This is a genomic window from Chryseobacterium oranimense, assembly GCF_900129755.1.
In the GTDB taxonomy this organism is placed as follows: domain Bacteria; phylum Bacteroidota; class Bacteroidia; order Flavobacteriales; family Weeksellaceae; genus Chryseobacterium; species Chryseobacterium oranimense.
In genome coordinates this window covers 1,185,112-1,202,126 of record NZ_FQWT01000001.1, presented here as the reverse complement: position 1 = coordinate 1,202,126, position 17,015 = coordinate 1,185,112, and the positions used below count along the sequence as shown (strand labels likewise).

Below are 17,015 nucleotides of genomic sequence, written 5' to 3'. Positions count from 1 at the left end.
TATCACATGATGTTGAAATCTTTTCCTTTGGTAAATTTTGCAGCAAAAGGAGCCTGATTCCCGGAATATTTCAAAACAAAATGTTTCTTTGTGTCTGTATCTATTTTAGCATCCACTTCTACATTCTCAGTCTGGAAGCTCACATCTACTCCAACCCCAGATTCCTTTTCAAGAAAGATCTCTACACTTTCTGCATAGAAAAGAGAAGTACTCAGATAATTGAATTTAATATTTTTTCTGTAAGTCTTGGATTTACTTTGGGTAAACAAAGAGTAATTTTTCAGAATTTCAATTCCCGGAGTATCAATATTGGTAATCCTGGATTTGGTTACCCCATTCACTCTTACAGAGAAACTCTTGGTATTTTTAATATCTCCATTCACTCCGATATTAAAGAGGGAAGGTAGGGAGAGACCGTATTCCACCATGCTTTCTTTTGTGAATTCAAAGTCAGGGATCAATGCAGGGTGCTTGGGTGTGTTGATCAGCTGCTGTTTGACTGTATTAAGAAGATCTCCGGAAAACAGGTATCCGATGAGGTTATTTCCCGTCGTTCTCCAGTTTCTTCCGTTCCATTCGAAGATTTCGCAAAGAAGCGTATCGGTAGACGAGTGGGGAAGAAGATCCATATCCTGCCATTTGAAAACTTCTTTGGCATAAGGCCTTCTGTCTACAATATTAATACCCAGATCCAGGGCAAGAAGATCTGTAAGGTCTTTATTATTTTCCATATAATTTAAGTCTTGATTTGGTAACATAAAAATAGGGAAATAAAATAATAGGCGAAAGCGTAGAAAGGCAAAAGAGTGAAAAGGGGAATTTGCTTTATTAGCCTTCCCCTTCTTAGCTTTATCAGCTTTCTTAGCTGCCTTTACCTATCCTCTTCCTAAAGCCATCCTTTTCTCCCGTATACATAGGTGTCATCAAACTGCTTATCGCTCATGAACAGGTACAAAATCCCTTCAATAAAAGGAATAATAGAAGCGGCTCCAAAAGTGATGATATTCAGAACAAGCTGGATCACGCCTTCTTTCGTATAGCCCAGATAGAATTTATTTAAAGCCAGCCAGCCGACAAGGATTCCCAGTATCGCTGCCGGAATTTTCTTCTCCGATCGGTAAGGCATATTATTTTGAGGATTAGGATTCTGCGTGCCTTCTGTTTTTGTATAACCGTAATTTTCCATTGTTAATGTATTGTGATGATTATAAATGCTTTTGCAATAGGTCGGATAAAATTTCATAGAGTTACAAAATAATACTATAAATGTTTAATTTTTAACGAAATATGATCATGAATTTAGCAATGAGTAGTAAATCTGCCATCCTGAGTGTAGTAGAAGGATGTAATCAATAGGAACGTGCTTTAGCCCGTTTACAATAAAAAATGTCGGGATTCATGGCTTTAACCAAAATTTAAATATCTCCGAATTATTGGAAAATAAAATGACCATTCAAAAAAACGTTTACCGTTTATAATCTAAAATTTGAATTCAAAAAAACTTTATCTTTGCTCCTATGATTTTACGAGGAGAAAACTTAATCAAGGAATACGGTCCTAAAAAAGTAGTAAAAGGCGTTTCTGTACAGGTAGAACAGGGAGAAATTGTTGGCTTGCTGGGCCCGAATGGGGCAGGAAAGACCACTTCATTCTATATGATCGTTGGATTGGTTAAACCTACTTCAGGAAAGATTTTTCTCGATAAACAGGAGATCACCACTGATGCCATGTACCGCAGGGCCCAAAAGGGAATCGGATATCTTGCGCAGGAAGCATCCATTTTCAGAAAACTCTCTGTAGAAGAGAATATTATGGGTGTTTTACAGCTTACAAAATTGTCAAAACGTGAGCAGCAGATTAAGTGTGATGAACTGATCGAAGAGTTTTCCCTGCAGCATGTACGTAAAAACAGGGGAGATCTTTTGTCAGGAGGAGAAAGACGTAGAACGGAAATCGCGCGATGTCTTGCCACGAGCCCAAATTTTATCCTTTTGGATGAGCCTTTTGCGGGAGTAGACCCCATTGCGGTAGAAGATATTCAGAAAATCGTAAGAAGTCTTGTAGACAAAAATATCGGAATCCTGATCACGGATCACAATGTGCAGCAGACCTTGGCAATTACCAACAAAACATACATTATGTTTGAAGGAAATATCCTGAAAGAAGGACTTCCGGAAGACCTTGCTAACGATCCTCAGGTGAGAGAAGCCTATCTTGGTGAAAACTTTGTCTACCAGAGTATTTTAGACAAACCGAAAAAGAAAAAATATATTTATAACATCTGGGCAGGTAATTTTGATTCAAAAGCACAGTTTCAGGGGTTTGTAGATGAAAATTTCAGTCAGTTTGATGATTTGAGACTGATGTACGGTTTTGAAGACATTAGCTTTGCATCGCTTGCCAACTCTGAAATTGAGCATATCTTCAATGATGTGGTGGACAAAAATGCTAATAATTCATTTATCTTTCAAAGAAAAGAACTGACCACGCAGTACACCCTGGAACAGGCAGAAGCTGAATCCAAAGCAGCAAGCAAACCAGAACTGCATTACCTGACAACCTATTTTTACGAGGGATAAAATGGATGATTATAAATATGAAGACTTTCAAGTTGGGACCAAAGTTTTTTTGGAAAATGAATACGGAGTTATAGTGAATTTAAAACTCCATAAATTTTCAACAATGATCCGTTGGGATACATCTGATGAAAAAGATTTTGAAGATTGGTCAGGAATGTGGGGAGTTTTTGTGCAAATAGGTGGAAAGATTATTGATTCAAACTATCAATTCAAGTATATAAATGATGATGGCACATTGAAGATTTTTAAATAAATCTTAAAATGTCAATTAATAATGATTCGTACCTTTTCTCTCTGAAACGGTACGTTTTTTAGTTAAAATAACTTCTATGGCAAAACCTTTTAACAGAACAGTCACTTTATTCGGGATCTATAAACAGCTTGTTCCATTTATAAAACCTTACCGTTTAATGATTTACGGGACGTTGTTTCTGACCTTCTTAGGGGCTCTTGCGGCACAGGTCAATCCAATTGTCTTAAAATATACGGTAGATGAGGTGACCAAACTTACCCATCTTCCGCATCCTATGTCTGAGGGTATTCATATTCTGATCGTCATTTCTATCATTTTGCTGGGGAAGGAACTGCTTAATATTTTTATCAATTTCGGACAAAAATTTTATGGTGAAAAAATAAGGATCAATGTAAGCTCCGTTCTTGCACAATCAGCTATTGACAAAATCCTGATGTACAGAGTTGCTTATTTCAATGATGAAAACCATGAATCCGGAAAACTTCAGATCAGGATAGACCGTGGGATAGAAAGTCTGACAAGACTTGTACAGAATTTTTTCATCGATATACTTCCGCTTTTTTCCAATGCCATTATCGCTCTCATCATTATGTACATGCAGAATGTGTATGTAGGGATGGTTTCTACGATCATTGTTCCCATCTATTTTTATATCAGTTCGTTACAGGCGAAAAAGCTTGGAGGAGTACGCCGCCAGCTTAGAAATCAGCGGGAAAGGAAGACTTCCGGACTTTTGAATCTGATTAATTCCATTATGGTAATCAAAAGTTTTGTCCGTGAAAAATTTGAAGGAAAAAAACAGTATGATTTGCAGATGGAACTGATGGAAAGTCAGATGTTCACGAGAAAAACCAACTTTATCTATGATGGCCTGAAAACTTTTATAGAACAGTTTGGAGTGGTTTTAATCATTCTTCTAACGGTTTATCTGGTACTCGATCAACAGATGACGATTGGAGCTATTATGCTTCATATTATGCTTTTTAACAATATTTCAGCTCCTATACGTCAGCTACACAGAATTTACGATGATATGAATGATGCCATGATCTATGCGGAAGGCTATTTTGAAATCCTCAATGCCGATGACGAGAAAGAACCGAACGGAACCTTTGTAGAAAAGGAGATCAAAGGTAATTTTGAATTAAAAAATGTAGATTTCAGTTACCCGAACGGAACCCAGGCTTTACATAATGTTTCCATGAAGATAGAGAATGGGAAAACCACGGCATTGGTAGGATTAAGTGGGGCCGGAAAGTCTACGGTCATTAACCTTTTGTGTAAATTTTATCTTCCCGATTCAGGAGAAATCCTGCTGGACGGAGTCAATTTAGATGAGTATGACAATACTTTTCTGAGGGACGATTTAGGATTGGTGCTTCAGAAGAACCATATTTTTCAGGGAAGTATTGAGGATAATATCCGTTATGGTGATATGAACGCCAGCTTTGAGGAAATTCAGGAAGCTTCCAAAAAAGCATACCTGCATGACCAGATCCTTGATCTTCCGGATGGTTATCAGCATGATGCCACCCAGCTTTCAGGAGGGCAGCAGCAGAGAATTGCCATTGCCAGATTATTCCTGAAAAATCCACCGATTATTTTCCTGGATGAACCCACTGCCAGCCTGGATGCTATTGCTACCGAACAGATTAAAAACTCCCTGGATGCCATCAAAGAAGGACGTACGGTGGTTATTATTTCTCACTCACTGTCACAGATTCTTGATTCTGATACTATTTATGTGATGAAAAAAGGAAGGGTTGTAGAAAGCGGAACTCATGATGAGCTGGTTCAGCTGAACGGAACTTACCGTGAGATCTTTGATGCCTCTGCCAGAAGTTTAAATCTGGATAAGCTGGTAAGTACTTTTAAGGATAACTAATAATCTTCATTTTACAAGACCATTTTAAAGCTTCCCACACGAGATTAAATGCAAAGTTCTATCATCAGCCTAATCAAAAGCAGTCATGATAAAACTTTGCGTTAAAAAATGATTTTACTGTGCCTTCTCAGCAACCTGATAAGTCCCTACATCTGCTCCAAAAGCAATATTGATTCTGTTATAGCTGTTGATCGCAATCACAGCCATAGTGAGATCCAGTATTTCAGTTTCAGAAAAATGTTGAGTAACTTCAGAATAAATTTCATCGGAAACCTCTTTCCCGTTTAAAGAAGTTAAGGTTTCTGCCCATAGCAGTCCTGCTTTTTCTCTGTCCGTGTAAAAAGAACATTCCCTCCAGGCGCTCACCAAAAATATTCGCTGCTCGGTTTCGCCGCTGGCTCTTAATTCTTTGGAGTGCATATCCAGGCAGAAAGCACATCCGTTCATCTGGGAAACACGGAAATACAGAAGTTCCAGGAACGAACGGTCCAGTGATGAATGCTGTAGCTGAGATCCCAGATGATGAAGGGCGTTTACAGCTTTGTTTCCCATTGCAAATGCATTAATTCTTTGTGACATAATAAATTGTTTTTGATTAATTATGTCACAAATGTAGACTGCAATTTTCCGGAATTTTTTTACATATGATAAAAAACTATTTTTGTGCCCGGATTCTGCTTAGAGAAACCTGAGTGATCCCGATATAATCTGCCAGATCTCCCAAGCTGATACGCTGGATAAGGTCAGGCCTTTGTTTCAGAAAATTATTATACCGCTTCTTGCCTTCATCTTCAAGCATTTCACTGATTCTTCCCATCATATTGACAGGAGCTTTTCGGTAAAGTTTGCTGAAGAGAGTTTCTGCACTATGGTATTTCTTGCATACATCTTCAATAACATTTTTATGAATGCGGAAAACTTTACAGGGTTCAAGGGCAACAATCATATATTTTGATGGATTACCCGTTAAAAAGCCGCTCAGCTCAGTGAAAAAAGAATTTTCAGAAAAGAAAGTCATAATGAAATCTTTGTCACCATTATCAAAAAACAGTTTTACCAGGCCTTTTTCAAGGAAATAAAAGTACCGGCAGGTCTCGTCGCCTTTTAGAAGAAAATCGCCTTTCCGGTAAGTTTTTAATTCTAGATTTGAAACCAAAACATCCATAACAGGCTGTTCAGGCTTACTTATACTTTCGATGGTTTGGATAAAGCTGGTAGGATTCATACTCAAATAAATAGAATGAATAAAGATTTAAATATAAATAAAAACAAGGTCAATTTATGTGATGACCCAAAAAAGATTGATAGATTTGCTATATCAAATATGAACGATCACTATCTTAAAAAACTGGACAGGGTAACAGCTATTCTCACGCAATTACAGTCGAAGCCGACAGTAAGGGCACAGGATCTTGCTGCCAAATTTGATGTAAGCATCCGCACCATCTACCGGGATGTAAAAACCCTGGAAAATGCTGGAATTCCCATTATAGGTGAAGCAGGAAACGGATATTCACTGATGGATGGCTATAAGCTTCCGCCCATTATGTTTACAAAAGAAGAGGTACTGAGTTTTATCACTGCCGAAAAGCTGATGCAGAAATTCTCCCATCAAAGTCTGGGAGCACATTATCAGATCGCCATGGAAAAAGTACGTTCTGTACTTCGGAATTCAGATAAAAACCTGATACAGAATATTGAAAAACAGATTGATGTTTATAATCATCATACACAATCGGATAACAGTATCAAGAATGTGATTCCTACCATCCTGGAAAGTATTGCAGATAAAACCCAGCTGATCATTGAATACAAGACAGTTGATTCCCGGGTAACCAACAGGACCATCGAAGCGGTCGGTATTTTCTTTGAATTCAATTACTGGTACATAATGGCTTTCTGTACCATGAGAAAAGACTTCAGACAGTTTCGGGTGGACAGGATCCAGCAGATTTTCAAAACCCAGAATCCTTTTTCCCAGGAATACGGACAGATCAATGATTACAGAAGATATTCAAACGGAGAGAAAACAAGGGTGCGACTTTTAGTGGATAAGAAAATAGTAGGGCATATTGTTAATTCAAAAAGGTATTACGGTTTTATTGAAGAAAAGGAGACTGAGGATGGAATTGAAATGACTTTTGATACGGAATGGATAAAAGAAGGTTTCCCGCGCTGGCTGATCACTTTTGCAGATTATGCAACCATTTTAGAACCGGAATCCTTAAAAGTCAAGCTTAAAAACCTGGTAGAAAATATTTCAAAAAAAATAGACTAAGAAAATTGAATCAGAAACAATAGCAGAGTGGTATAAATATTTATCTTGATAAAACCATATAAATCCGGCTTCACGAATGTGAAGCCGGATTTTTAGAAATTCATATAAATTTAAATAAAGAGATTTTAAACCAAGACAAAAATCAAAAACAACAAAATCGGGGGTGTCTATATTTAATGAATGGATAATTTGAATAAATTTGATCCTGCTGTTTCATCTTTTTGTCTGGATTGAATCATCATTTTCAGCTTGAACAAAGGCATTAATGATCCTAAAATCTCTCCCAAAAAAAAGGGGGCTCAATTCCTAAAGCTCTCAGGTAGGTATATCCCTGTCCTCTGTGGTGAATTTCATTATCTATGAAGTAAAGAATGTTCTGGTATACCGGAAATTCGTACTGACCGAATAAATTGAAAGTTTCCTGGAAACGTTCTTCAGTAATCTGGTTGAAGTAATGATTGATCACTTCTGTTTCCTCGTCCCATTTTTTCAGGATATCTTCCTTGGTTTTCGGGTTGAATCCTTCCTCATCGTAAGCTTCCATGTTTTTGTTAATAATTCCTTTCAAAGCGGGTCCGCCAATACTGATCAGCTCTCCTGCCAGTTTTGCGAAAGGTCTCATTCCGCCTACGGAAAATTCAAATAATTCTTTTTCCGGAAAAGCTTCGATCACTCTTCTTGTCAGGTTTCTATGTCCCTGCCAGTGCTCTAATAATTGATCAGATGTCATGAATTGCTTAGTGGCTGTTGCTGTAGTTGTCATAATTGTATTGTTTAGTTTGTTATTAATGATACAAAGGTATGACAGGGTTATGACAACAGTTTGTCAGTAGGATTTATGAGTTTTAAAAAAAATATTTTATTTCTTTATTAAAATATAAAAGGTCATTTCTCCGTTTAGATGTAAATTGCATGAATTAAGAAAATGCAACGCTATTAAAATCTCGAAATGAAGAAGTATATTTTGCCTGTTATTCCTGTTTTTTTACTAATCTCATGTAATAAAATTGAAGAGAAAATAGACCAGACCGTCCAGAAAACAGCCGAAACTGTACAGCAAAAAGCTCAGCAGGCAGTGGAAGAAACCGTAAAGAAAACTGTCAGTGAATCCATTAATTCTTTAACAAATTCCCAGGATGTAAAGTTTAACCAGGTATTTCCAGCTGAAGGAAAACCAATAGTGACTGAGGATACCGGAAAGAAATTTAAATTCCCTAATGGTTCTGAAGGATATATCTTCAAATATAAGTCTGATATCGCCGTCCTGCTTCCTTTCCTGGAAAAACAGCCATCTACCGACGAAAATAAATCTGATAAAACAGCCCGTAAGATAGACGGGCAAAGTATTATTGACAAAATAAGTTTTGTCTCTAAATTCCTTCCTGAAAATACGATTGATACCAGCTTCCTGGAAGATATCAAAAACGATAAAAATATAGAATATTATAAGCTGAAAAGGTTTCCCAACAACAGCACAATAATCTATAACCCTAAAAACCAGACCATCATACAATACGTAGAGGTAAATAAATAATTTGTAAGTGACCGGATTTATCCGGTCATTTTTTTTGAAAAGGCATAGAAGTGATAAAGTTCTGAAGAGACTTGACCTATATATGAACACATTCAATTAGCCCGTTTAAAATAAAATTCACAATCCGGCTTTAGCCAAAATGTAAATCTGGAATTCAAAATCCGTCAATCTGAGATATCTGCGGGAATAAAAATCAACTATCTTGTAAATGACATCCTTCGACTCCGCTCAGGATGACAGTATGCGAAACTCCGGATTGTTAGAAAGATCATCCTGAAGAGATAAAACTAAAAATCATTAATAGATTTTACTTTTTACATTGTACAAAATAAAGTAATTTAGTACTATGAAAATTTATACGAAAACAGGAGATAAAGGACAGACTGCATTATATGGCGGTACAAGAGTTTCCAAAGCCAGTGCAAGAGTGGACAGCTATGGAAATATAGACGAGCTGAATTCATTCATCGGGATCGCAAAAAGCCATATTGAGGATGAGGGAGTTTTGAAGCAGTTAAAAAAAATTCAGTTTGACCTGTTTACAGTAGGCTCAGAAGCAGCAACACCGGTTGATAAATTAATGCTGGCCAACGGGAAATCACGTTTACCTCTGATCATTTCAGATACGGAGATTGAAGAGCTGGAACAGTGGATGGATGCTTTTGATGATAAACTGGAGCCGCTTCAATATTTTATTCTTCCGGGCGGTGGAAAACCTGCAACTTTTTTACATGCGGCGAGAACCATTTGCAGAAGAGCAGAACGCTCGCTTGTTTTCTTAAATGAGTCTGAAGAAGTACGTCCGGAACTGATTAAGTACCTGAACAGACTTTCAGATTATCTTTTCGTCTTGGCGAGATATATTTCAAAAATCAATAACGAACCGGAAGAATACTGGAATCCGAATGAGAGGTAAAGTATTGCTTTTTATCAACGGAGACGCACCGAAAATGCTTCCGGATGCGGGTCAATATGAACTTATTGCCTGTACGGATGGTGCTTTCCACTACTTGAAGAATATGGGATTTCCTTTGGAAAAACTGGATTTTATTTCAGGTGATTTTGATTCTCATTCTGGGTCGGATGAAAATATTTATCACAAAAAGTTTATTCATACACCCGATCAGGACAAAACGGATTTTCATAAGGCGCTGGACCTGATTCTGCAACAGGGTTTTAGTACGGTCGATGTATTCGGAGGAAGTGGTGGTGAACAGGATCATTTCCTGGGAAATCTGACGGTCGCCTATACTTTTAAAGATAAAATGAATCTGAAATTTTATGACGAGTTCTCCGAGTATTATTTTATTCCCCCAAGCTTTTCTGTAAAAGGAGTGAATAATAAAATGATCTCTTTATATCCTTTTCCGTATGTTGAAAATATTACGACCAAAGGAGTTAACTGGCCTTTAACGAATGGCAGCCTAAGCATCACCTCAAGGATCGGGACCCGTAATTTTGCCGTTGAAGATGAAGTTTCCATTGAATATGAAAAAGGAGATTTATTAATTTTTATCGGGAAAAAATATTTGTAATTGAAGTATCGATAACGAAATTTTTACGAAAAGCATATCAATAGGAATGGGCTTTAGCCCATTAAAATATAAAATCAATTGGCTTTAGCCAAAACATAAACTCCAAATCAAAAACCACATTTATCCGTGAAACCCGAGAATCTGTGGGATTAAAATGAAAAATCTAGCCAAAATATCATTTCTCATCATTTCATTATTATGTATTTTCTCATGCAAAACACAGCATTTTTCTGCGCCCGAATACGGAAAAACAGAAAACGGAATGCCCATTCAGATTAAAAAAGTACATAATTTCCGTACACCAGGAAACATCCGGAATTCGGAAGGGAGAACTTTAAAGGAAGGGATATTTTACAGAAGTGCCCATCTTCATCACCTGAAAAAAAGATCGTTCAGAGAACTGGAAAATTTAGGGATAAAAGAAGTGATCGACCTGAGGAATTCAAAGGAAATTGCAGATAAGCCGGACCGGCTTCCGGATGATATCATTTATAAAAAATATTCAGCCTTTGAAGATAAGGGAGATCAGCTGTCACAGGCTAAAAAACTGGTTTTAAGGGGAAAGGTAAATGGTTCTGATGCCGACAAAAGAATGATAGATTTCTACCGGGAATATGTAACCGAAAACCCGGAGACGATCAGAAAAATAATCACTGAAATCCTGGAATCTGATCAACCCGTTCTTTATCACTGTACGGCAGGGAAAGACAGAACAGGAATTACCACCGCTTTGATTTTAACCATTTTGAAATTTGATAAAGAAACAATTTATAATGATTATCTCTTATCAAACAATTACAGGGAAAAACTCGTTCATAAAAGGCTCCGTCTGGCAAATAACTTACATTTTCTCTATCCCAAAATGGATGTAAAAGTCCTTGAAAAACTGAGTTGGGTGGAAACGGCATATCTTGATGCTGCTTTTAATGAAATCTCTAAGAAATACGGTTCGATCGATACTTATATTCAACAGGTTCTGGGGATTTCAGAGAATAAAAGGGAGGAATATATTAAGAAGTTTACAAATTGATAATCTGTCTGGATTTTTGCAGGTTTCCCTTTTGAAATTTATAATAAATTTAACGCTTAAAAATCAAACTTTTTTAGCAATTTTGCATTTCGTAATTCACTTGTCAAGAAATGAAAATAAAGTACTCGGAACTTATTGATCAGACATTATATTTTCCTACAGAGGAATTTAATGTTTCTGAGAACAATTTGTTATTTCACGATGTTCCTTTAATGGAAGTCGTTGAAAAATTTGGCACCCCGCTAAAAATTAGCTACCTGCCAAGAATTTCTCAAAACATCCAGAAGGCGAAAAACTGGTTTAGGGAAGCTTTTGAGAAAGCCGATTATAAAAAGAATTATACCTACTGCTACTGTACAAAATCCAGCCATTTCAATTTTGTGCTTGAAGAAGCTCTTAAGAATGACATTTCTATAGAAACCTCTTCCGCCTATGATATGGATATTGTAAAATCTCTTTATGAGAAAGGAAAAGTAGATAAAAATATTGAAGTGATCTGTAATGGATTCAAGACCGATGATTATCTGGTGAAAATTTCAGAAATGATCAACAGTGGTTTTGAAAATATTACCCCGATCCTGGATAACTACCGCGAGCTGGATAAGCTTACAGAAAGCATTGATACCACCTTCGACATCGGAATCAGAATCGCTTCAGAGGAAGAGCCGAAATTCGAATTTTATACTTCAAGATTAGGGATCGGATACAGAGATATCATTCCTTACTACAGTCAGAAAATTGCCGAGCACCCGAACGCAAGACTGAAAATGCTTCACTTCTTCATCAATACAGGGATCAAAGACACGGCTTATTACTGGAATGAATTGTATAAATGTCTTCGTGTGTATGCACGTTTGAAGAAAATTGCCCCGGAAGTGGATTCACTGAATATCGGTGGAGGTTTCCCGATCAAAACTTCTTTAAACTTTGAGTACGATTACCAGTATATGGTGGAGGAGATCGTTTCACAGATCAAAAAATTCTGTGAAGAGGAAGGAGTGGAAGAACCTAATATCTATACAGAGTTCGGAAGCTTTACCGTAGGAGAGAGCGGTGCCAACCTTTATAAGATCATTTCCCAGAAACGTCAGAATGACAGAGAAAAGTGGAATATGATCGATTCTTCATTCATGACCACACTTCCCGATACCTGGGCCATCTCAAGACACTTCATCATGCTTCCGCTGAACAGATGGGAGGATACATACGAAAGAGTGTTTTTAGGAGGGTTAACCTGTGATTCGGATGATTATTATAATTCTGAGCAGCATACCAATGCCATCTACCTGCCGGTTTTCAGTGATACCAAGCCTCTTTATATTGGTTTTTTCCATACAGGAGCCTATCAGGAAACGATTGGAGGGTATGGAGGTGTTCACCACTGTCTGATGCCGCAGCCTAGGCACGTCCTCATCCAGAAAGATGAAAACGGTGAGCTTCAGTATGAAATTTTCCGTGAAAAGCAGGAACCTGAAGATATTTTGAAAATCTTAGGTTACTAATAAAATCTTAACCTGTCATTGCGAGGAACGAAAGTGACGGAGCAATCTCAACTTAATTGTTCTTAATGTTTCAATTTTTTAACCATTAAGATTTTTATTAAGGCTTAAGAATCATTAAGACCAGCTATAAAAAATAAAGCTCTCAATTTTGAGAGCTTTTATCATTTAAAAATATTTTGAAAGCTTTTCAAGTTCCAGCTCTTCATAATCTGAAACAACAATATCCGCTAAAGTATAATCCTGATTTTTAGAATGGGGACTCCGGTAAGCAGCGCAAAAAATCCCGGCTCTGTGTGCCGCAAGAATTCCATTGGTGGAATCTTCGATAACCATGCAGTTTTTTACAGGTTCTCCTGCCATTTCTGCAGCCAGAAGAAAAACTTCAGGATGAGGTTTGGATTCTTTCAGGTCTGCACCGCTGATTTTTCCGCTGAAATATTGTTCAAGTCCGAACTTATCAAAAACCATATTAATGGTCGTCATCGTAGCTGAAGAAGCAAGAATAAGTTTGATCCCGTTTTCATGATAATGTTGGATGAGCTCTCTCACACCAGGAATCAGATCGAATTCCTCATCAGTATCGAAGTAATTTTTGAAATGAGATCTTTTGATACCCGAAGCGGCTTCATGCGTCTGCTTTAAACCAAATTTCCCGATCAGCGTTTCAAATACTTTTTTGGTAGAGGCTCCGGTGAAAGAGCTGTACAGTTCTTCGGAAACGGCAATTTCCAGTTCATCGAAGGTTTTAAAATAAGCTTTTCTGTGCAGTGGTTCCGTATCTACAATAACCCCGTCCATGTCGAAAAGAACAGCTTTTAAAGACATATTTTGTTTTTTGCAAAAATAAGGTTTAATATTTAAATGGTAAAGAGGAGTGGAAGCCTGAAGATGGCAATAGGATATTAAAATTTATAAGATAACTTGTTTTTTTCAACATAGGTCTTTTGGGTTGCCTTCCAAAAACTTCCGGCCTCTTGCATCCTGCTTCCAACTTCTTTGTATCTTTGCGGAATCATTCAATCTTTAAAACATTTAATTTTTTAAATAAAACATGAGAACATACGCAGGAATTCCTGAAGAAAATGCAACATTAGAAAACTCTAAAGTAATGCTGGTAACCGTTCCTTACGATGGAACATCAACATGGGGAAAAGGAGCGGATAAAGGCCCGGAATTATTCCTTGATGCTTCTGAAAACATGGAGCTTTACGACATTGAAACAGGTACTGAACCTTATCTTGACGGGGTATACCTGGCGGGAGAAGTTTCCGAAAATTCTACTCCTGAGGCAATGACGGAAGCAGTGTATCAGAAAACAAAAGAGCTTTTAAATAATGAAGGGAAGGTATTTACCCTTTTCGGAGGTGAGCATTCTGTTTCTATCGGTTCTATCCGTGCCGTAGGAGAGAAGTTTGAAAATCTTACCGTTCTTCAGCTTGATGCCCACACAGACTTACGTCCTGAATTTCATGGGTCTACTTCAAACCATGCATGTGCGGTTTTTGAAGCCAACCAGAAACACAACCTGGTTCAGGTGGGAATCCGTTCTATGGATGCGGAAGAAGCTCAGTACCTGCCGGAAGGAAGAGTATTTTTTGCCCATGAGATTGCCAATAATGACAACTGGATCAATGATGTTCTGGAAAAAGTTTCTGGAAACGTTTATATCACCATCGATCTTGATGCATTTGACCCGTCTATTGCTCCTTCTACGGGAACTCCGGAGCCGGGTGGACTTCAGTGGTATCCGACATTGGAATTATTGAGAAAAGTATTTGAAAAATGTAACGTTGTAGCTTTTGATATCGTAGAATTAATGGATTCTCCGATGGCTAAGCCAACTGCTTTCCTTGCTGCCAAGTTATATTACAAGATGCTTGCTTACAATCATATTTATAACAATAACTAAATTCCGCAAGAATCGGATTTTTTCTGCCGTATATTCTTTGGAAATTTGTGAGGTAAAAAAGAAATACTATGTCCACACAAAATCAAATAGATTATAACAGAATTGCCAAAGCGATAGAATATATCCGGGGCAATTTCAGGCTTCAGCCGAGTTTGGAGGAAGTGGCAGAAAATATACATTTGAGCCCGGCCCATTTTCAGAAAATATTTACGGATTGGGCGGGAACAAGTCCGAAGAAATTTTTACAGTTCATCAGTCTTGAACATGCTAAAAATTTACTGAAAGAAGAAAAAGCGAGTTTATTTGATACCGCTTACGAGACGGGGCTTTCCAGCACAAGCAGGCTTCATGACCTCTTTGTGAAAATAGAAGGCATGTCTCCGGCGGAATATAAAAACGGCGGAAAAAGCCTGAGCATCAATTACAGTTTTTCCAGAAGTCCTTTTGGATATGTAATGGCAGCATCTACAGAAAAAGGGATCTGCTACATGGCTTTTGAAGACGATAAAGAAACTGCATTGGGAAATTTATATGCTAAGTTTCCCAATGCTTCTTTTTTTGAAAAACAGGATGCTCTTCAGAAAAATGCCCTCTCCATATTCGGTCAGGACTGGACAAAGCTCAACACGATTAAATTACATTTAAAAGGTACAGATTTTCAGCTTAAAGTCTGGGAAAGTCTTCTGTCTATCCCAATGGGGAAACTTTCCACTTATGGCAATCTGGCAGAGAAAATAGGAAATCCTAATGCTTCCAGAGCAGTTGGGACGGCTATTGGCAGTAATCCTGTTGCATTTCTTATCCCGTGCCACCGCGTTATTCAGTCTACCGGGAATCTCGGCGGTTACAGGTGGGGAAGTACCCGGAAGCATGCTATTATAGGCTGGGAAAGTTCCAAGATTTATTCCGGAAATTCTATTGTATTGTAATGTATTGGGCAGATAACTCAATCAATTAGGTTTTGGCTAAAGCCTGACTGTATGTTGTTGATGGATGAAACGGGCTAAAGCCCGTTCCTATTGATACTACCTTTGAAATTTATTTGTTCGGTTTATGTTTTATATTACCTTTAGATTTTAAAATATAGATTTCGAACTGATAACATCTCATCAATGAACTTTGAAATTAAGTATGGGAAAGGTCTGCTTTCTATTAACTATGAACCCCGATATTACAGTGAAAGCCTTACGATAGGAAAAAGTCCCGTACTTTTTCTTTGGGATGACTGTGATGATCCCGGTGATGAAAATTTAGTATTGCTTCCTGTTGATGAGGAAAGTAAATATTTAATCAATAATACATTACAGAATATTGATCTGGATGTAGATTATACAGACCGGATTGAAGATTTATTTGATGTTTTAAAGCCTTTGCTGCGGTTATTAAAAAACGGAAAATATCATCTTAGCTTTTCAGAACATAGATTGCATAAAAGCTTTGGTCCCATAGCTGCTTTTGCGGAAGAAAGGCTTAACAGGGAAGAAGTAGAAAAAGAAATAGAAAAGTATAACGGGAAATTATATCAGAATAATATCTATGACTATACTTATCGCGGCCAGTACGACAGCACTTATCGTTTCAACGAATATGAACTGCCTTTCGTAGCATGGAAATCCAGGCAAGAAACCAACATTAACCTTATACAGCATTATGAAAGTCTGATTTCTTCCGGGGCAAGGCCGTTTGCCATTATTTTTACTTCTGAATTTCTGGAGGATAACTATCTGCACGAATATATTCTGGACGGTCATCATAAGCTCTGTGCCTACAAAAACTTGGGAATTGACCCGCCATGTGCTGTAATTAAATTTATTGCAGAAGAAAAAGGGCAGCTTGGATTGGATTTGGAACGCATTTCCGAGCTGATTTTTCCGTGGCAGTTTAACCACTTTTATAATAACTGGGATGGAAAGGAAGAATATTTTAAGAATAACCCCCATAGCATGCTCAAAAAGCATATTAAAAACGGATGGATTACCTTTCTTTATCCTGATGGAAGAAAAAGAGGGGAAGGTTTTTATATAAATGATATCCCCGACGGCGATTTTAAATACTGGTATGAAAATGGAAAAATAAGTAATGTCAAAAGCTTTTCTTTCGGAAAACCTGTCAGGAAGTCGGTGTACTATCATGATGATGTAGCTGTTGATGCTGAAAATTATGGAAATAAGGGCTATGAATTTATCTATAAAGACGGAGATCTCAGGATCACAAAAAACTGGAACAGAGAAGGGAAGATAGAATCCATTGCTGTTCATGAACCCAAAAGCATCAAACAGACTCCATTAACGGAGCAGGTTGTTTGGGAGTATTCCAGTGAAAGCTATAAAAATATCCTCAAACAGAGGAAAGAAGATGAAATTAAAAAAAAACTTGAAAAAGAGGAAAGGGATCTTCAGTTAGCAAAAATCAGGAAACAGGAAAAAATATATGAATGGCTGAAGATATTGCTGGTGATGGTCATTATTGTGGTAATTGTTATTTATTTTTATAAAACTTAATTAATTATG

17 protein-coding genes and 1 pseudogene are annotated in these 17,015 nt (G+C 37.4%); 12 read left to right on the top strand and 6 right to left on the bottom strand.

The window, feature by feature from the left end:
- Positions 1–2: 2 nt before the first annotated feature.
- A complete protein-coding gene (locus BUB03_RS05545) occupies positions 3–731 on the bottom strand; it encodes a hypothetical protein (RefSeq protein WP_073060916.1) in 729 nt (242 codons plus the stop codon).
- 155 nt (positions 732–886) lie between these two features.
- Complete coding sequence (locus BUB03_RS05540) at positions 887–1,243, bottom strand: TM2 domain-containing protein (protein WP_317041467.1); 357 nt, start codon at positions 1,241–1,243, stop codon at positions 887–889.
- 274 nt (positions 1,244–1,517) lie between these two features.
- On the opposite strand from BUB03_RS05540, the pseudogene lptB reads away from it, so the two are divergent.
- The 3 genes and pseudogenes from lptB to BUB03_RS05525 all read left to right on the top strand — a co-directional run.
- Positions 1,518–2,243, top strand: a pseudogene (gene lptB, locus BUB03_RS05535) (LPS export ABC transporter ATP-binding protein); the annotation flags it as partial.
- A gap of 337 nt (positions 2,244–2,580) precedes the next feature.
- Positions 2,581–2,832: a hypothetical protein gene (locus tag BUB03_RS05530; protein ID WP_073060914.1), complete on the top strand. Its 252-nt coding sequence runs from the start codon at positions 2,581–2,583 to the stop codon at positions 2,830–2,832.
- A gap of 157 nt (positions 2,833–2,989) precedes the next feature.
- The gene (locus BUB03_RS05525) at positions 2,990–4,717 is read left to right on the top strand and encodes an ABC transporter ATP-binding protein (RefSeq protein ID WP_073061331.1); all 1,728 of its coding nucleotides are present in this window, start codon (positions 2,990–2,992) and stop codon (positions 4,715–4,717) included.
- Positions 4,718–4,831: 114 nt separating this feature from the next.
- Here BUB03_RS05525 and BUB03_RS05520 read toward each other — a convergent pair whose 3' ends face one another.
- Both BUB03_RS05520 and BUB03_RS05515 read right to left on the bottom strand, forming a co-directional pair.
- Positions 4,832–5,296, bottom strand: a complete 465-nt coding sequence (locus BUB03_RS05520) for a carboxymuconolactone decarboxylase family protein (protein ID WP_073060913.1) — start codon at positions 5,294–5,296, stop codon at positions 4,832–4,834.
- 76 nt (positions 5,297–5,372) lie between these two features.
- Positions 5,373–5,942, bottom strand: a complete 570-nt coding sequence (locus tag BUB03_RS05515) for a Crp/Fnr family transcriptional regulator (RefSeq protein WP_073060912.1) — start codon at positions 5,940–5,942, stop codon at positions 5,373–5,375.
- A gap of 99 nt (positions 5,943–6,041) precedes the next feature.
- Here BUB03_RS05515 and BUB03_RS05510 point away from each other — a divergent pair, with 99 nt between their 5' ends.
- Complete coding sequence (locus BUB03_RS05510) at positions 6,042–6,995, top strand: helix-turn-helix transcriptional regulator (RefSeq protein WP_073060911.1); 954 nt, start codon at positions 6,042–6,044, stop codon at positions 6,993–6,995.
- Between the two features lie 271 nt (positions 6,996–7,266).
- Here BUB03_RS05510 and BUB03_RS05505 read toward each other — a convergent pair whose 3' ends face one another.
- Positions 7,267–7,758 carry a DinB family protein gene (locus tag BUB03_RS05505; RefSeq protein WP_040997862.1) on the bottom strand — a complete coding sequence of 164 codons (492 nt, stop codon included), beginning with the start codon at positions 7,756–7,758 and terminating at the stop codon, positions 7,267–7,269.
- A gap of 186 nt (positions 7,759–7,944) precedes the next feature.
- On the opposite strand from BUB03_RS05505, the gene BUB03_RS05500 reads away from it, so the two are divergent.
- The 5 genes from BUB03_RS05500 to BUB03_RS05480 all read left to right on the top strand — a co-directional run bounded on the left by BUB03_RS05500 (position 7,945) and on the right by BUB03_RS05480 (position 12,596).
- Positions 7,945–8,529 carry a hypothetical protein gene (locus tag BUB03_RS05500; RefSeq protein WP_073060910.1) on the top strand — a complete coding sequence of 195 codons (585 nt, stop codon included), beginning with the start codon at positions 7,945–7,947 and terminating at the stop codon, positions 8,527–8,529.
- Between the two features lie 346 nt (positions 8,530–8,875).
- Positions 8,876–9,445 (top strand): cob(I)yrinic acid a,c-diamide adenosyltransferase, encoded by a 570-nt coding sequence (locus BUB03_RS05495; protein WP_073060908.1) that lies wholly within the window; start codon positions 8,876–8,878, stop codon positions 9,443–9,445.
- Complete coding sequence (locus BUB03_RS05490) at positions 9,435–10,064, top strand: thiamine diphosphokinase (protein ID WP_073060907.1); 630 nt, start codon at positions 9,435–9,437, stop codon at positions 10,062–10,064. The genes BUB03_RS05495 and BUB03_RS05490 overlap by 11 nt, the downstream gene beginning before the upstream one ends.
- 154 nt (positions 10,065–10,218) lie before the next feature.
- Complete coding sequence (locus BUB03_RS05485) at positions 10,219–11,094, top strand: tyrosine-protein phosphatase (protein ID WP_073060904.1); 876 nt, start codon at positions 10,219–10,221, stop codon at positions 11,092–11,094.
- 110 nt (positions 11,095–11,204) lie between these two features.
- Positions 11,205–12,596 (top strand): type III PLP-dependent enzyme domain-containing protein, encoded by a 1,392-nt coding sequence (locus BUB03_RS05480; RefSeq protein ID WP_040997853.1) that lies wholly within the window; start codon positions 11,205–11,207, stop codon positions 12,594–12,596.
- A gap of 165 nt (positions 12,597–12,761) precedes the next feature.
- Here BUB03_RS05480 and BUB03_RS05475 read toward each other — a convergent pair whose 3' ends face one another.
- Complete coding sequence (locus tag BUB03_RS05475; protein WP_073060901.1) at positions 12,762–13,421, bottom strand: HAD family hydrolase; 660 nt, start codon at positions 13,419–13,421, stop codon at positions 12,762–12,764.
- 226 nt (positions 13,422–13,647) lie between these two features.
- Between BUB03_RS05475 and speB the strand changes: the two genes are divergently transcribed.
- From speB to BUB03_RS05460, 3 genes are all read left to right on the top strand, one after another.
- Positions 13,648–14,505: an agmatinase gene (gene speB / locus BUB03_RS05470; protein WP_073060898.1), complete on the top strand. Its 858-nt coding sequence runs from the start codon at positions 13,648–13,650 to the stop codon at positions 14,503–14,505.
- 68 nt (positions 14,506–14,573) lie between these two features.
- Entirely contained in the window at positions 14,574–15,434 is an 861-nt protein-coding gene (locus BUB03_RS05465; RefSeq protein ID WP_073060896.1) for a bifunctional helix-turn-helix domain-containing protein/methylated-DNA--[protein]-cysteine S-methyltransferase, read from the top strand.
- A 183-nt stretch (positions 15,435–15,617) separates the two neighbouring features.
- The gene (locus tag BUB03_RS05460) at positions 15,618–17,006 is read left to right on the top strand and encodes a toxin-antitoxin system YwqK family antitoxin (RefSeq protein ID WP_073060893.1); all 1,389 of its coding nucleotides are present in this window, start codon (positions 15,618–15,620) and stop codon (positions 17,004–17,006) included.
- Positions 17,007–17,015: the final 9 nt, after the last annotated feature.

Bases quoted from the DNA above. Each gene is read 5' to 3' on its own strand.
- BUB03_RS05545 (WP_073060916.1), bottom strand. From the start codon at position 731: ATGGAAAATAATAAAGACCTTACAGATCTTCTTGCCCTGGATCTGGGT.
- BUB03_RS05540 (WP_317041467.1), bottom strand. From the start codon at position 1,243: ATGAAATTTTATCCGACCTATTGCAAAAGCATTTATAATCATCACAAT.
- BUB03_RS05530 (WP_073060914.1), top strand. From the start codon at position 2,581: ATGGATGATTATAAATATGAAGACTTTCAAGTTGGGACCAAAGTTTTT.
- BUB03_RS05525 (WP_073061331.1), top strand. From the start codon at position 2,990: ATGATTTACGGGACGTTGTTTCTGACCTTCTTAGGGGCTCTTGCGGCA.
- BUB03_RS05520 (WP_073060913.1), bottom strand. From the start codon at position 5,296: ATGTCACAAAGAATTAATGCATTTGCAATGGGAAACAAAGCTGTAAAC.
- BUB03_RS05515 (WP_073060912.1), bottom strand. From the start codon at position 5,942: ATGAATCCTACCAGCTTTATCCAAACCATCGAAAGTATAAGTAAGCCT.
- BUB03_RS05510 (WP_073060911.1), top strand. From the start codon at position 6,042: ATGAACGATCACTATCTTAAAAAACTGGACAGGGTAACAGCTATTCTC.
- BUB03_RS05505 (WP_040997862.1), bottom strand. From the start codon at position 7,758: ATGACAACTACAGCAACAGCCACTAAGCAATTCATGACATCTGATCAA.
- BUB03_RS05500 (WP_073060910.1), top strand. From the start codon at position 7,945: ATGAAGAAGTATATTTTGCCTGTTATTCCTGTTTTTTTACTAATCTCA.
- BUB03_RS05495 (WP_073060908.1), top strand. From the start codon at position 8,876: ATGAAAATTTATACGAAAACAGGAGATAAAGGACAGACTGCATTATAT.
- BUB03_RS05490 (WP_073060907.1), top strand. From the start codon at position 9,435: ATGAGAGGTAAAGTATTGCTTTTTATCAACGGAGACGCACCGAAAATG.
- BUB03_RS05485 (WP_073060904.1), top strand. From the start codon at position 10,219: ATGAAAAATCTAGCCAAAATATCATTTCTCATCATTTCATTATTATGT.
- BUB03_RS05480 (WP_040997853.1), top strand. From the start codon at position 11,205: ATGAAAATAAAGTACTCGGAACTTATTGATCAGACATTATATTTTCCT.
- BUB03_RS05475 (WP_073060901.1), bottom strand. From the start codon at position 13,421: ATGTCTTTAAAAGCTGTTCTTTTCGACATGGACGGGGTTATTGTAGAT.
- speB (WP_073060898.1), top strand. From the start codon at position 13,648: ATGAGAACATACGCAGGAATTCCTGAAGAAAATGCAACATTAGAAAAC.
- BUB03_RS05465 (WP_073060896.1), top strand. From the start codon at position 14,574: ATGTCCACACAAAATCAAATAGATTATAACAGAATTGCCAAAGCGATA.
- BUB03_RS05460 (WP_073060893.1), top strand. From the start codon at position 15,618: ATGAACTTTGAAATTAAGTATGGGAAAGGTCTGCTTTCTATTAACTAT.